The organism is Streptomyces sp. NPDC050636, from assembly GCF_040654775.1.
Classification (GTDB): domain Bacteria; phylum Actinomycetota; class Actinomycetes; order Streptomycetales; family Streptomycetaceae; genus Streptomyces.
In genome coordinates this window covers 1-13,865 of the sequence record NZ_JBFAIP010000134.1, presented here as the reverse complement: position 1 = coordinate 13,865, position 13,865 = coordinate 1, and the positions used below count along the sequence as shown (strand labels likewise).

The window sequence follows — 13,865 nt, the reverse complement described above, 5'->3', positions numbered from 1 at the left end:
GAAGGCTTCGCGTCCGCGTCCTCCTTCGCCTTGTCCGGACCGCACGCGCACGCCACCACCGCCACACAGGCCGATACCGCCACGCTCATCATCGTCCGCGCTTTCATTCGGTCCCCTCACCACCAGCCGACAACACCTCAAAAGGTCACGCAGGATCCGGGGCAATGGTTCCCGAGCCGGTCCAGGCGGACACCGGCCAGCAAGCTCCACCTGAGCGCGGACGGCCGCACAGATGGCCGGGGCCGGCTTCCGCTGTCCCTGCCGGACATCTGCCGGACATCTGCCAGGCAAACGATGCACAGCGGATTCTCGGGGGGTCAGGCTGCGGACCCGTGGCGTGCACGGCTGCCGGCCAGGAGCGCCGCTCGGCGCACCGAGCTGGAGGAGGCAGCCAGCAACGGCATCCGGACGGCCGGGCTGGGAATACGTCCCTGGGCGTGCAGCACTCCCTTGATGACTGTCGGGTTCGGCTCGGCGAAGAGCGCAGCGGACAACCGGGCCAGCTCGGCTCCGAGCCTGCGGGCGGGTGCGGCGGAGCCACGGAGCCACAACGAGATCAGTTCGGTGTAGTCGGCGGTGCGGAGATTGGCCGAGGCGAGAATTCCGCCGTGTGCGCCCGCCGCGACGAGCGGTGATATGACGACGTCGTCGCCGCCGAGCACGGCGAAGCCGTGCGGTGGGTAGCCGAGCAACTCGACCGTGGTCGCGTCGATCGCACCGGTCGCGTGCTTGACCCCGACGACCTTTGGCAGGCGGCCGAGTGCCGCAAGCGTCTCGGCGCTGAGAGTCTGCCCGGTGCGGTAGGGGATGTCGTACACGATCAGCGGTATGCCGCCGTGGTCGGCCAGCGCGGTGAAATGCGCCAGTGCCCCCGCTTCACCGGGCCGGATGTAGGGCGGCACGGGAACCAGCGCCGCGGCTACGTCGCCGGTGGTCGCCAGCTCGCGCAGCGACTCGATGGCGGTGGCGGTGTCATTGGTGCCGACCCCGACGATCAGCGGGGCGCCGTGTCGTCGGCAGGCGGCGGAGCAGACTCGCACCACAGTCTGCTTCTCCTCCGCGGTCAAGGTGGCCGATTCCGCGGTGGTGCCGAGGGCAACGAGCCCGGAGGCGCCGGCCGACAGCGCCTCGTCGGCGAGTCGGGCCAGCGCATCGGGATCCAAGCGCAGGTCGTCGGTGAACGGAGTCACCAAGGGGACGTACAGGCCGGTGAAGATCGGATCGGGATTCATGGTCCAACCCTTGCTCACACTGATCCTGTAGGTCCATTTCCGATTTCTGCCGTGATGCCTAAGCTGAACTTATGCTCGATGTTCGTCGTCTCTACCTGCTTCGCGAGTTGGACCGGCGGGGCACGATCGCGGCCGTGGCCGAGGCACTGACCTTCACCGCATCAGCCGTCTCCCAGCAGCTGAGTGTGCTGGAACGCGAGGCGGGCGTGGCCTTGCTGGAACGCAGCGGCAGGCGTGTGATCCTCACGCCTGCCGGTCGGTCCCTCGTCGCACACGCCGACGCCGTGCTGGAACGCCTGGAGCTGGCGGTCGCCGAACTCGCCAGCGCACGGGAGGGCATCGGCGGGTCGCTGCGCATCGGGACCTTCCCCTCCGGTGGCACCATCGTGGCCGCCACGCTGGCCGAGCTGGCCCAACGGCATCCCGCGCTGGAACCGATGGTGCAAGAGATCGACTCGGCACGCGTCTCCGACGGCCTGCGAGCCGGCGAACTCGACGTGGCCCTTGTCCACGACTACGACTTCGTACCCGCGTCACCGGACACCACGGTGGACGAGGTGCCCCTGCTGGAGGAACCGATGTACCTCGCCACCAACACCGCGACCAAGACCACCGGCCGCGGCGACACGCTGGCAGAGCTGCTCGGCCCCTATGCCGAGGTCCCGTGGATCACCGCACGGGACGGCACGACCGGTCACGCGATGGCCGTGCGCGCCTGCCAGGCGGCCGGGTTCCAGCCGAGAATCCACCATCAGGTCAACGATTTCCGCACGGCACTGTCCCTGGCCGCCATCGGGCAAGGGGCCGGATTTGTGCCGAAAATGGCCACTGCACACACCCCCGCGGGTGTGGTGTTGACCAAGTTGCCGTTGTTCCGTCGATCGAAGGTCGCCTTCCGCGCGGGCGGAGGTACGCATCCGGCGATCGCCGCATTCGTGGCCGCGGCAAGAGCAGCAGTGGGCCAGATGTAATCCTTCGCCCCCGGCGTCGGCGTGGCCGAGGCCCCGTGCGCGGCAGCATGAACGCCTCGGTCGGGCAATGGCTGGGGACGGCGCGAATGCCCCCTCCCTGAAGGATCTCCAGCAGAGCCAGCACTCGGGCGGTCGAAGTGGTCACCGCAGGAAGTCTGCCTCAGATACCGGGCGGGTTCTGTCCGGTATCGGCCCTAGCGTTCGAGACGCCCCTCCCTACGGAACCCCTGGCAGGAAGCTCCTCATGAACTTCGTGATGAACTTCGTTATGAACTTTGTTTCGATCCGCGTGATCACCCACGATGTCGCTCGCCTCGTCGAGTTCTACGAACAGGTCACCGCCGTTTCGGCAACGTGGTCGACCTCTGACTTCGCCGAACTCGTGACGCCTTCGTGACGCTGGCGGTCGCCAGCGGCCGCACCGTGGCTCTGTTCGGCACCGACTCCGCCCAACCGGCCGCCACCCGCACGGTCATCACCGAATTCCGCGTCGCCGATGTCGACGCGGAATACGAGCGTCTGACGCCCCTCGGCTACGAGTTCGTGACGTTCGGTCGGCGATCGCTCAGGGGCCGGGTTGCGCCGGTTCGGTGCCGTCAGCGATGCGGTACAGGAGGGCCGTCATGGAGCGCCCGTCGGCAGCGGCCTCCGGAAGGAGCGGCTCCAGCCATACGCCCGGCCGTGACAAGATCCCCTTATGTCTACCAACATCTTCTTCGACATCACCATCGACGGCGACGCCGCGGGCCGGATCGTCTTCAAACTGTACGACGACGTCGTCCCCAAGACGGCGCAGAACTTCCGTGAGCTGGCCACCGGCCAGCACGGCTTCGGGTACGAGGGCTCGGGCTTCCACCGCGTCATCCCGGACTTCATGCTCCAGGGCGGAGACTTCACCCGTGGCGATGGCACCGGCGGCAAGAGCATCTACGGCGAGAAGTTCGCCGACGAGAACTTCAAGCTCAAGCACGACAAGCCGTTCCTCCTGTCCATGGCAAACTCCGGCAAGAACTCCAACGGCTCGCAGTTCTTCATCACCACGGTGCTCACGCCGTGGCTGGACGGCAAGCACGTAGTCTTCGGCGAGGTCGTCGAGGGCCAGGACCTGGTGACGAAGATCGAGTCCCTGGGCTCGCACTCCGGTGCCACCCGGGCAAAGATCGTCATCGCTACCTCGGGCGTCGTGGGCGAGTAACACCTCCATCCCGGGCGGCGGGGCCGGCTCGACGCAGGCTGTTCTGGCCGCGCACCCGCCCGCCCGGCCCGGTGTGCCTTGACGGGGGCTGGCACACCGCGCGGGGCGCCACGGCGGCCGGGGTGATCCGGAGGCCGTGTCGGCCAGGGGCCGGCAGGACGACTTGTGTCGCCGGATAGAGCAATGCTGAGCGCCAGAGTGGCCAACTGAAGGGTTCTGACCGCTCTCCCGCGAAGGCCCACCCTGACGCTGGCCTTGAGCGCTTTCGGCGACAGAGTCCCGCACGGCTCAGGTGGTTGCACAGTGCTGGCTGGCCTGGACGCGGGCCGTCTATCTGGCGTAGTCGTCATGAAAGCACGGTCAGAACCCCGCAATTGTCCAGTCTGAGCAGGCCAGTTGGCGGGCAAGTGCGACTTTTCGAGATGGATGACTTCTGGTCGAGGAACCTGACGGCTAGATTTCCGGCCGTCGGTGGCGAAGTGAGTAGGTCGTCGAGGGGGCTGCCGGTGGTGCCGTGATGCGGCATCTGGTTGCGGTCACCCGTCCTGACCGGGACGGTGTTCCTGTCGTGCCAGGGGGGTGGTGGCCCAGCCGTGTTCCAGCAGGGCGAACAGATCGCGCCAGGTCACGGGACGGGTCTTCGCTTGTGCGGGCGATGCTGGGGGCTTCCAGGGCGAAGCGTGCCAGGCCGGTGACGGCGGGGGTGTCCGGGGCAAGCCCGGTGGCATCGGCGAGGGTGGCGGCCAGTGTCTTCTCGTGGCGCGACCACATGCGCCGGGCGTAGCCCGCAGCGCGGGGGTGGATTCGACGAGGATGACGGTGGGGTCGTCGGTCCGCACGACGGTTCGGGTGTGCAGACCGGGCAGGCGGGGCCCGCCCGGTGCCGCAGTACCTGGCCACCCTTCGGTTCGAGGAGGGTGCCCGGCGCAGATGGGTATCTCTGTGACGGGCATGGGGCGTTCTCCTTCTCGGCGGGCTCGTTCGGGCCGGTTGCGCGGTTACGCGGTGGCGCGGGCGGCCGGGGCCACCCGGGCGAGCGCGGCGCGCAGCGCGGCGTTGAACCGGTCGGGGAGCTCCTGGTGTGGCATATGTCCGGCGCCGGCGATCACGCTGACCTCGGCGCCGGGCGTAAGGGCGGCGCAGGTCCTGGCCACCTCCAGGGGGATCGCGGTATCCAGCTCACCGTGGAGGTAGTGGATCGGCACCTGCAGCCCGGGCAGCGTCGGGCGCGGGTCGTAGCTGTCGGCGGTGGCCTGGTGCTCGTCGATGTAGACGCCGGAGTCCAGGATCTGGCGGGCCGTCCAGTCGATGAGCGCGGGCGCGGTGCCCGGCGCGTACCACCCCGGCACCCAGCCGGCGACCGTACCGGCCCGGTCGCGGCGCAGACCGGCCACGAGCTCCGCCTGAGCCTGAGTCTTCGTCGACGGCCAGTACCCCGGCGCGCCCACCGGAACCACGCCTGCGATCAACTCAGGTCGCTGCACCCCCAGTTCAGTGGCGAAGGACCCGCCGATCGACGAACCGATGACCACCGGCCGGTCCAGCCGCAGCACGCCGATCAGCGCCACCAGGTCGCTGACCACCCCGGCGGTGGTGTTGCCCCGGACAGGGCGGGCCGACTGCCCGCAGCCCCGCCAGTCGACGGTGACGACCCGGTGGTCCCGGGTGAAATCGGGCAGCTGGGCGCCCCAGGTCCGGCCGCTGGTGCCCCAGCCGTGCAGGAACAGCAGCGCCGGGCCGGTCCCCTCGTCCTCGTAGTGGAGCGTGGTGTCGTTGACGTGCAGGCTGGGCATGGGTCTCCTCTGCCTCGTGGGCCCTTGCGGGCCGCGCGGTTCGTGATGTCCCCAGCCAACCGCGATCACCTCCACCGGCCAATGAGCGATCCGCGCCTACACTGATCGCGAACGGTGATCAATGCTGGTCACGGGCGGACAGGGGAACCGGGGGCCATGGAGCTGCGTCAGCTGCGCTACTTCCTCACCGTGGCGGAGGAACTGCACTTCGGCCGTGCCGCCGAGCGGTTGCACATCGTGCAGTCCGCGGTCAGCCAGCAGCTCCGCCGGCTCGAACGCGAACTGGGTATCGAGCTGTTCGCCCGCTCCACCCGCGTCGTCCGGCTCACCGAAGCCGGCAACCGGCTCCTCCCGTACGCCAGGGAGATGCTCGCCCTCCAGGCACGCGCCCGGGAGGCCATCGACGAACTGCGCGCCGAACAGGCCGCGACGGTGCGCCTCGGCACCAGCTCCGGGCTGGGCGCCTGGCTGGACGCCATACTCACCGCGTTCACCCGACATACCGGCCACGCCCAGCTGGAACTCGTCACCACCAGTACCGAGGAACGTCTGGCGCAGGTGCGGGCCGGTGACCTGGACGCCGCACTGCTGCGCGGTGAACGGACCGACCCTGGGCTGGAGTTCCTGCCGCTGTGGCAGGACGCGCTGATGGCGGTGTTGCCCGCGGGCCACGAGCTTGCCGCGCGGGAGACCGTCGAACTGGCCCGGCTCGCGCAACTACGGCTGCGGCTCTCCCCCCGCTCCCGCAACCCCGCACTCCACGACCTGGTGATGAACTCCTGCCGGGCCGCCGGCTACACGCCCGTCCTGGGCCCGGAGTTCACCAACGACCAGGACACCCTCGCCGCCATCGGCTACGGCAAGCCGTCCTGGACGGTCTTCTACGCCCCGCACGCCGATCAGCTCCCCGTTCCCGGCGTGGTGTTCCGCCCCCTGAGCGACCCGGCGCCCGTCATGCAGACCTACCTTGCGGTGCGAAACGGTCCGCCCCGGGCCGCGCTGCGTGCCCTGATCGAAGCCTGCTACGAGGCAGTCGACGGGGCCCGGGCGTAGGGCCTGGCTCGCCGCTTGCCCGGGATCGCGCCCTCTACCTATCTGCCCAGATCGCCGCACGCTTCCGTCCCACCTCGAAAACCTTCCACGACCGTAAGAAAGCCCAGGTCAAGAGCCACAAGCAGGCAGTCCTCACCCTCGCTCGCCGCCGCCTCGATGTCCTTTGGGCTCTCATCCGGGATCAACGCCACTGGACTCCCGCAAGCGGGCACCATGGAAACCCGGGATCGCTTACGTCGGCGCCATGGGCTCCCGCCGCACCCACGAGGACCGCAACCGCCGCCTGCGCGAAGTGGGCGTCACCGGCCAGGAGTTGGCCCGCCTGCGCTCCCCGATCGGCCTCGACGTAGGCGCCCGTACGCCGGAGGAGACGGCCCTGTCCATCGCCTCGGAGAACGTGGCGAACCGGCGCGGCGGCAGCGGGGTCTCGCTGACCGACGCGCGCACCCCGGTCCACCACGACGGCGGGCAGGCGCCCGCGGGGCGGATCGGGTGGGTGGCCTGAGCGGCGCCCTGGGGCAACCAGGCCCTGGACGCCGCTCATGGGTCGGTCAGTCGTTGCGGGGGCAGACGTCCCAGAGCGCCGACTGGGTCGAGAGGTGGTTCTGGAGGTCGTCACCCATTGCGAGGCCCGCGATGACGTCGGGGTGAGGGCGGTATTTCACGTTGGTCCGTTCTTTGTTCTCCCGTACCTCGTCCTCCATCTTGCGATCGAGATCGTCCGCTTGTGCGGTGAGCTTGGTCCGTACGTCGGCCTCGGAGGCCTCCGAAGAAGCGGCCCGCAACGCCGATGACAACTTCCGGGTCTTTTCCGACAGTTCGTCGTACGTCCGCACCATGTCGGTGCCGGCGTAGGCATCCATGGCCTCGTACGCCGGTTCGCAGCCCGCGGGCATGCCGTTCGCGGTCGCCACCACGACCCCTGTGGTCGCTGCCACCACAACAGCACCGGCAGCCACGGAGGCACCCGTCTTGGTGCTGACAGTGGCGACGATCTTCCCGAAGAAACCGAGCGCCTTGCCACTCTCGACCACGGCCGCCCCGACCGCCGGGGCGAGCAGCACCGCGGCGGCCGCGGTAGTGCCTGTCTTGTCGCCGTCAAGGAGGTCACGGGTCAGCTTCTCGGCCAGGTCGTAGAACTTGACGTCCTTGCTCACCCCGCCCCGAGCGGCCGCCATCTGGCCCAACGCATAGATTTGCAGCGCCAGTTGACCGCGTCCCTCGGTCAGCGCCCGTGGCCCGGCGATCCGCACGAAGCGTGAGGCGAGCGCCCACTGCTCCTCGCGGACCAGCGCGCGGGCGACGGCCAGGAAGAGGTACGGGTCCGGCTCAGGGCCTGAGGGTCCGTCCTGCTTCCCGAGCGCCGCAAGCAGGCCCTCCGCCGCGGTGGTCGCCGCGGCCGGAGCCCACTCCTGGCTGTGGACGGCCGCGGCGGCGTCCTCGGTGATCCAGTACGTTCCGTCGAAGTGCTTGACCAGGCGCCGGTCGTACAACTCCGAAGCGGCGGTTCCGTCCTGTGGATCGCCGGTGACGGAAGCGATCCAGGCAGCAGGGAGCGCCGTGCCGAACGTCGCCAGCGCGAGCAGTACGCGACGCGCCGGCTCGCTCAGGGCGACGGCCAGGGCTTCCGCCTGGCGTCGTGGGCTCAGCTGCGCCGGATCGACGGGAGCCGGCTCGTCCCGCGGTTCGTCGGCCCCACGGGCGCGCCGCTCCCACTGGTCGGAACGCTTGATGAACAGGGCGTACTGGCAGATCCGTTGAGGCGCGCCGCCCGACTCGTGCCACACGTGGTCGAACTGCAGCTTCTGCAGCCCCGCCGGGCCGAGCGAGAGCCCCACTTCGGCGCTGAGCAGCTCGACGGCGGCGGTGCGGGACAAGGGACGGACGAGATGGGCCGCGTCGGTGTCGGGCAGCGTCGCGTGGGGGGACGTGAACAGGAACGTGCAGCCGGGGAAGGTCTCAAGGAGCCTCGTCAGAGCGCTCTGCGGCAATGCGCAGTCGACGACGGTGACGTGCGTACCGGAGAAGTCCGCGGCGGCCACGGCCGCACGCAGTTGCGTCTCGTCGATGGCCCGCAGGAAGTGCGTACCGAAGAACGCGCCGGCAAGCCGCCTGTACAGCGCCTGCAGCGAATCCTCCTCGTCCACCCCGGCTCGTGGGTACAGGACGTGGCCCCGACGCCCCTGGGCGGCAAGCTTCCGGTGCACCGCCGCGGCCACGGCCTTCTTCCCGACCCCCGGCTTCCCGTGCAGTTGCACGCTGGAGCCGCCGCCGAGCTGCGCGACCACGTCGTCCACCAGTGCGCCCCGGCCGAACAGCTTGCTGCGGCCCGCGGCGGGCAGCAGCGGTGGCTGGTGCGGGGTGAGGTCACGGAGGCTGGTGATCTCGACGAGGGCGTTCCCGTCGTAGATGACGTTGATGGTGTGGGAGCCGGTGGTGACGATGCCTTTTACGTCGCCGTGCACCACGACTTTTACGTCTCTTGCGTCGCCACCGTCGGCCGTGGGGTCAGAGCTCCTGACCGTCGGCTCGGCGGCGCTCGGTTCGCGCGTCGGGTACGGGGGGATCACCGGCTTCTCCGGCACCTTGCCGTCGCCCGTCACTGGCGCTGGATGTTCATCGCACCGTCTCCGGTCGAGACGATTCCTGAGACGTTCCCGCTCACCGCCACACTTCCGGCTCCGCTGCTCTGAGCGGGTCCGGGCGCGGGGAGCAGTGCGGCGATCTCGTCGACGAGCGCGGGGTCCGCGAGGGCTCGCCTGATCTGCAGGCGCAACGCGGCCAGCGCGTCCGGATCGTCGGGGTCGGCGGCGAGGTCCGTCACGGCCCCGTCGATCGCGGCCGGATCGGCAGCGCTGCCCCGAATGCGGGCGAGCAACCGCTGGCCGAGCCGCACGGTGGCTCCTGCCGCCTCGTCCTCGACCCGTCGCAGCACAGCAGCGCCGTACACGGCCACTGCCGCTCCCGCGGCCGGAACGATCTGACCGAGCATGACTTCGATGTTCGACACGTACACCCCCGTCTGATGACGCCTTCACTGAGTTCTGATTACACCTGCACTTGGTGAAATCGCCCTGGAATCAATGGTGTTCACCAGTACAGCCCCTGGCGCGCCATCGTGCCACCGAAACGCCCAACCACATCGAAGCCACCGCCAACGCGAAGAACGCACCGGGGAACGCGATGTTGCGGAAGACGCGCTCACAGACGTGTCCCCCTATGTGTGGGGCGGCGACAACATCAACGGGAAGTCCGGCGGAGGCTTCGACTGCTCCGGACGGACGTCGTACGCCGTCTATCAAGGCACCGGTCACAAGGTGAAGTTGCCGCGCACCTCACAGGGTCAGCGCCACCTCGGCACCTCCGTTGCGCGGGACGGGATGCAGCCGGGCGACGTCATCGTCGTCAACAAGGACGGCTGGGGACGCGTCGGGATCTACGCCGGTGAAAACCGCATGATCGACACACTCAGGCCGGGCAAATCCCGGCACACCCGGTCCGACACCGGCCGCCGCCCCGGCGCACGCTCGGGCCAGGGCGGCAGCAACGGTTCGATGAGCTCCCACAGTTCATCGTCCACGATCCACGGCCGCTTGCTCACACCTCACGAACAGCCGGAACACCGTCCACGTCACGGCTGGCCAGCGACACTCAACAAGATCGTCTTACGAGCTCTTGAGCATCAGTAGTCGGTGATGTAGTCGGTGATGTGGTCGGTGATGTACTCGCTGAAGACCGTGCCCGCCTCGGCGCCCTCTGCCCATGCCTCAACCGTGAACCTGCCAGCTGTCGAGCCCGCGATGAGGGGCCGTGAGGTGGTGGCCACGCCGTCCGAGCCACTGGTGACCTCCGTGAAACCGGAGCCGCCCTCGAAGGAGGCCGAATCATCCATGACCCTGAAGACGACCTTCGCCTTGCTCACGGGTGCGCCATGCTTGTCCTGCACCACGGTGCTGAGTGGTGTGGAGAACTTCTCGCCCGCTGCGGCGTGTTGCCCTGCGCCTGAGCGATACCCCAGGTGATCCGGTGCCCCGGTGGTTTCCTTGACCACAATGCCCTCGAATGGCGTGAAGACCTCCTCTTCCAGCCACTCGGCCGAGGCGTCCACCGGTCCGGGCTTCTTCGCCTCCAGCAGCGCACTCTCGGCGATGCCCATCTCTGCACCGGATTCGTGCACCGGTTTGGTGTCGGTTGTCTTGCCTCCGACGAAATATGCTTGATCGCCCTTGAGGACGAACTTGACGGTCGCTTTTCCGACCGGGGTTCCGTCGAGCTTGCTGGCCTTGACTCGAAGGGGATGCTTGAAGCGGGTGCCGACTGCCGTCTCCTGCCCCTGTCCCTCCTTCGGGGTGAGCCGGAACTTCGAGATGTGGAACATCTCCCCGGTTCCTTCAAGCCCGACCCACAACTGGGAGTTCGTATCCGTCGCGATCCCCGACGGCTTCGAGCCCTTGCCAGTGTTGATGCTGCCGGATGTGTGCGTGGCACCGGGGAGGACGCAGTCCACTACGGCGGCGGAGGGCATGGTGAACCAGAGCGAGCCGTCCGGCATCGCGAACAAGCGGTCGGGAACGGCGTCGGTGCGAACCGTCTGCTGAGACTTGTGGTCGAGATCGTACTTGATGAGGTATTCGCCGTTGGTCGCCACCCATAGGACCCGCTCCTCGGCGGTCTCAGTGATTGCGAGATGTCCGGGTGCCGCGGCACCGGCGAGGCGGACGGGAGTCTTGGAGAATTCGCCGCTCTTGGCGTCGAAAAGGACCACACAGCCCGAGCTGGGAGAGCTCAGCCAGTATTCCTGAGAAGTCTTCTTCGCGATGGCGAGTCCATGCACCGGGCTGGGGAGCCCGCCAGACGGGGAGAACGCGTCAGATGTGTGAATGTTGCCGTCCGCATCGATGAACATCAGCGAAGGCATGCCCGAGAGAGTCGCGACGATCCTTTCGGCGCCTGTCGAGTCGGAGCCGATCGCCATGGCGGGGCATGATGCCGCCCTGCCCCTACCGAAGTTCTCATAGTGGCCTTCACCACCGTCGGTGAGCGTGCACTTGACCACGCAGCCTTGACCGGATGCCAGCGCGTACATCCACACGGCCTGGTTCCAGGCGACGAGGGCTTCCGCGCTCCTGCCCGGGTCCGGTGAGGTGAAGACCTTGTTCTCGTGGGGTGCCTCGGTAGCGAACCTGCCGAACTGGGCATCCCTGGTGACGAACCAGATATGCCGGTCATGCGGGTTGTAGATGAGGGACGCGGGCTTGGCCGAGCCGGCCAGTGGATAGCGAGGACCGGTCGGTTCGCTACCGGCTGTGGATGGCATCGCTGGGCTCACCTTCTCCGGAGAGTTCACGATTCGTCCGCCTCAGTGCTCTTGCCCGGCTCAGACCGCACGCAGAGGGAGATGGTGGTGGGAGGCTCCGAGTCCCCGTGGCTGACCTTCAGCACCACTTGGTCCTCCTCTTGACCGGCCCGCAGAGCGGGGAGTGCGGCCTGGCCTCGGGCGTCCGTGGTCAGGAGAGTTTCTGTCGTTCCGTCACTGAACGTCGTACCACCGTCGGAGACCACATGACAGGTGAGCGGCACGCCGTGGATGGGGATGCCATTGCTGATGTACTGAACCACGCCAGACATTCCGGTGAGTTGTCCCGGTGCTGTTTCCCCTACCATCTGGGCAACGAACTGAGTTTTCCCGCTGAAGTTTTTAGGGTCATCGGGAATCGGATATTTGCCGATCGACATGTTGGTTGGATTGGTGTACCAGACCCATTTATTGCCGCTTCTGTCCAGGCATAGCCCCATGGCGTCGCCTCCGCTTGGCAGTTCCGGGCCCGGTAGCTCAGTAATGCTCTCATCCGTCCGGAAGCGCGAGATCCCATTACTGCACGCCACCCAGAGATTTCCATCCGTGGCCAGCATCATTTGGCGAGGCGTGCCGCCTCCGGAGATGTCTCGCTGCGTCCAGTTGCGGAGTTCTGTGTCGTACCGGCAGATCTGGTTCGGATTTTCAGCGCCTACCCATACCGCGTCCCCCTTGGGGCTGGCCACGATATGAACTGGTTTCTGACCGCTCCCCCCAGGGAGCGAGATGGGCTTCGGCTGGTCATCCTTGGCCGGGGCATACTTGTATACGCTGTTCGTTTTCCGCTCGTAGTTTCCTGTGGTGCTGACTTGGCCCGTCGCCCAATAGACGCACTCCTTGAGTGTTTTCGCGCCCTCCGGAGCGGTGACGGCCACGGACCATAGCCAGGTGTCGTAGACGGGGTTCTGCTTGGGGTCTGGAAACGGATACTTGCGTGCAGTGCTGGACTCGTCTTTCGGATCACAGTAGCCAACCAGGGTGTGCACGGGTTCGGCGAACATGATCCAATAGGCCCACACGGGAGCCGCTTGAGTGCCCGTATTGATCAGGAGCGGCGTGATGGTCTGAGCCCTGGCGTCATCGGCCAGCTTAAACTCATTGAGTCGCTTGTGGTTCACGATGTCGTATTCAATGACCGGGTCGTAGTCCTGCTCATGCGCGGGAGAGGCGAACCATACGACCTTCTTCCCGTCCGGCCGCTGCGGGTACGGGTCCGGAATAATTCCGGCAGAGAGGGGGCGGACATCGTTGGTGACTTTGAGTTGATTGGCAATGCTTTTCGGATGCACCTGGACGAGCATGCTGTTGTGGGTTGTCACCCAGAGGTAGCCGTCCGGCCCGACCGTGACGGAATGCGGTGTAACGGTACCCTTTCCGCTGCCGTCTTTGAGGAGAGGGTATTCTTCGGGGTTGCCGGTGTCCTGCATTTGAAAACCACTCCTTCGATGCGTTGCCCTATTTCGCCATTCGTGAGAGCTGGTCCGAGTGAAGCACCTTCCGGCCGAGAAAAATCGACAATCGAATGCTATCGATCCACCATTGGCATTGGGCAACAGGTAGTTGAGGGATTGGCTTGAATGAGCGATGATGAGCGGGTATTCAGGTATTTCTCTGGTGGCTGGTATTCGATGGCAGTGAAACGATTCCGCTGCACCTTCTTGGCTTCTGTGGCGGTATCTATTGCGCGTACTGCTGTGAATGTTGTGTCATAGCGATGGTCGCGGAGATTTATGGGTAGGCATGTTTAATAGCTCGGCCCGGGGCGATGAGCAGGCATCACAGCAACTGCACAGGCGCGGGCGCCGGCGAGTCACCGTCCAGCCGATACGTGGACGCGCGGCGAGGGCGGGGCGGACTCAGACTCCTGCCGTTGCATCGCGTTCCGGCCGGTGGTGGTGGGTGAGTGATGACCGGTTCGGCAAGTGGTTCAGTCTGGTTCGGGCTGCGGCCGTTCGTATGCGTCATGTCGGGTTGGAGGCCGGGCTACCGTTGATTGTCGGTGCAGGTGCAGGTGCAGGGCTGGAGTTCGGGGGCTGGTCCTAGTAGCCGGTCCCAGCCTGCGGCGCAGACCGCGCAGCGCCTGTCCGCGCCTCGTGCTGCCCCTTCGTTACGAGGGCTTCGGCACCGCGGTCAGCCCATGGTGGAACTTCATCCGCTGGGTCGTCGCGGGCGCCCGCCCCCCCCGCTAGGGTGCCCCGAGGGCCCCCGTCTGCCGGGGGGTCACGAAGTGGTGGGGGGTGGAGGCCGCGGGTGGCGAACACCGCC

At 67.3% G+C, this 13,865-nt stretch carries 9 protein-coding genes and 4 pseudogenes; 6 read left to right on the top strand and 7 right to left on the bottom strand.

All coding sequences use genetic code 11. The features are described from left to right. Positions 1–317 precede the first annotated feature (317 nt). Complete coding sequence (gene dapA, locus AB0I10_RS37500) at positions 318–1,232, bottom strand: 4-hydroxy-tetrahydrodipicolinate synthase (RefSeq protein WP_363157229.1); 915 nt, start codon at positions 1,230–1,232, stop codon at positions 318–320. A gap of 71 nt (positions 1,233–1,303) precedes the next feature. Between dapA and AB0I10_RS37495 the strand changes: the two genes are divergently transcribed. The 3 genes and pseudogenes from AB0I10_RS37495 to AB0I10_RS37485 all read left to right on the top strand — a co-directional run bounded on the left by AB0I10_RS37495 (position 1,304) and on the right by AB0I10_RS37485 (position 3,398). Then, positions 1,304–2,203 (top strand): LysR substrate-binding domain-containing protein, encoded by a 900-nt coding sequence (locus tag AB0I10_RS37495; protein ID WP_363157228.1) that lies wholly within the window; start codon positions 1,304–1,306, stop codon positions 2,201–2,203. 268 nt (positions 2,204–2,471) lie between these two features. Further along, positions 2,472–2,728, top strand: a pseudogene (locus tag AB0I10_RS37490) (VOC family protein); the annotation flags it as partial. Between the two features lie 172 nt (positions 2,729–2,900). Beyond that, positions 2,901–3,398, top strand: coding sequence for a peptidylprolyl isomerase (locus AB0I10_RS37485; RefSeq protein ID WP_363157227.1), 498 nt, complete (start codon positions 2,901–2,903; stop codon positions 3,396–3,398). A 998-nt stretch (positions 3,399–4,396) separates the two neighbouring features. Here the strand turns inward: AB0I10_RS37485 and AB0I10_RS37480 are convergent. After that, positions 4,397–5,191: an alpha/beta hydrolase gene (locus AB0I10_RS37480; protein ID WP_363157226.1), complete on the bottom strand. Its 795-nt coding sequence runs from the start codon at positions 5,189–5,191 to the stop codon at positions 4,397–4,399. Between the two features lie 156 nt (positions 5,192–5,347). Between AB0I10_RS37480 and AB0I10_RS37475 the strand changes: the two genes are divergently transcribed. Both AB0I10_RS37475 and AB0I10_RS37470 read left to right on the top strand, forming a co-directional pair. Continuing rightward, positions 5,348–6,244, top strand: coding sequence for a LysR family transcriptional regulator (locus tag AB0I10_RS37475; protein WP_363157225.1), 897 nt, complete (start codon positions 5,348–5,350; stop codon positions 6,242–6,244). A gap of 220 nt (positions 6,245–6,464) precedes the next feature. Then, a pseudogene (locus tag AB0I10_RS37470) lies at positions 6,465–6,749 on the top strand (XdhC family protein); the annotation flags it as partial. Between the two features lie 46 nt (positions 6,750–6,795). On the opposite strand, the gene AB0I10_RS37465 reads toward AB0I10_RS37470, so the two are convergent. Then, positions 6,796–8,847, bottom strand: a complete 2,052-nt coding sequence (locus AB0I10_RS37465) for a hypothetical protein (RefSeq protein ID WP_363157224.1) — start codon at positions 8,845–8,847, stop codon at positions 6,796–6,798. Beyond that, positions 8,844–9,254, bottom strand: a complete 411-nt coding sequence (locus AB0I10_RS37460; protein ID WP_363157223.1) for a hypothetical protein — start codon at positions 9,252–9,254, stop codon at positions 8,844–8,846. The genes AB0I10_RS37465 and AB0I10_RS37460 overlap by 4 nt, the downstream gene beginning before the upstream one ends. A gap of 73 nt (positions 9,255–9,327) precedes the next feature. On the opposite strand from AB0I10_RS37460, the pseudogene AB0I10_RS37455 reads away from it, so the two are divergent. After that, positions 9,328–9,714, top strand: a pseudogene (locus AB0I10_RS37455) (NlpC/P60 family protein); the annotation flags it as partial. 23 nt (positions 9,715–9,737) lie between these two features. Here AB0I10_RS37455 and AB0I10_RS37450 read toward each other — a convergent pair. The 3 genes and pseudogenes from AB0I10_RS37450 to AB0I10_RS37440 all read right to left on the bottom strand — a co-directional run. After that, positions 9,738–9,845, bottom strand: a pseudogene (locus AB0I10_RS37450) (IS5/IS1182 family transposase); the annotation flags it as partial. An 81-nt stretch (positions 9,846–9,926) separates the two neighbouring features. After that, positions 9,927–11,219: a hypothetical protein gene (locus AB0I10_RS37445; RefSeq protein ID WP_363157222.1), complete on the bottom strand. Its 1,293-nt coding sequence runs from the start codon at positions 11,217–11,219 to the stop codon at positions 9,927–9,929. Between the two features lie 368 nt (positions 11,220–11,587). Then, complete coding sequence (locus AB0I10_RS37440; RefSeq protein ID WP_363157221.1) at positions 11,588–13,027, bottom strand: hypothetical protein; 1,440 nt, start codon at positions 13,025–13,027, stop codon at positions 11,588–11,590. Positions 13,028–13,865 lie beyond the last annotated feature (838 nt).

Coding starts and splice junctions, on each gene's coding strand:
- AB0I10_RS37480 (WP_363157226.1), bottom strand. CDS start 5,191: ATGCCCAGCCTGCACGTCAACGACACCACGCTCCACTACGAGGACGAG.
- AB0I10_RS37440 (WP_363157221.1), bottom strand. CDS start 13,027: ATGCAGGACACCGGCAACCCCGAAGAATACCCTCTCCTCAAAGACGGC.
- AB0I10_RS37445 (WP_363157222.1), bottom strand. CDS start 11,219: ATGGCGATCGGCTCCGACTCGACAGGCGCCGAAAGGATCGTCGCGACT.
- AB0I10_RS37485 (WP_363157227.1), top strand. CDS start 2,901: ATGTCTACCAACATCTTCTTCGACATCACCATCGACGGCGACGCCGCG.
- AB0I10_RS37475 (WP_363157225.1), top strand. CDS start 5,348: ATGGAGCTGCGTCAGCTGCGCTACTTCCTCACCGTGGCGGAGGAACTG.
- dapA (WP_363157229.1), bottom strand. CDS start 1,232: ATGAATCCCGATCCGATCTTCACCGGCCTGTACGTCCCCTTGGTGACT.
- AB0I10_RS37495 (WP_363157228.1), top strand. CDS start 1,304: ATGCTCGATGTTCGTCGTCTCTACCTGCTTCGCGAGTTGGACCGGCGG.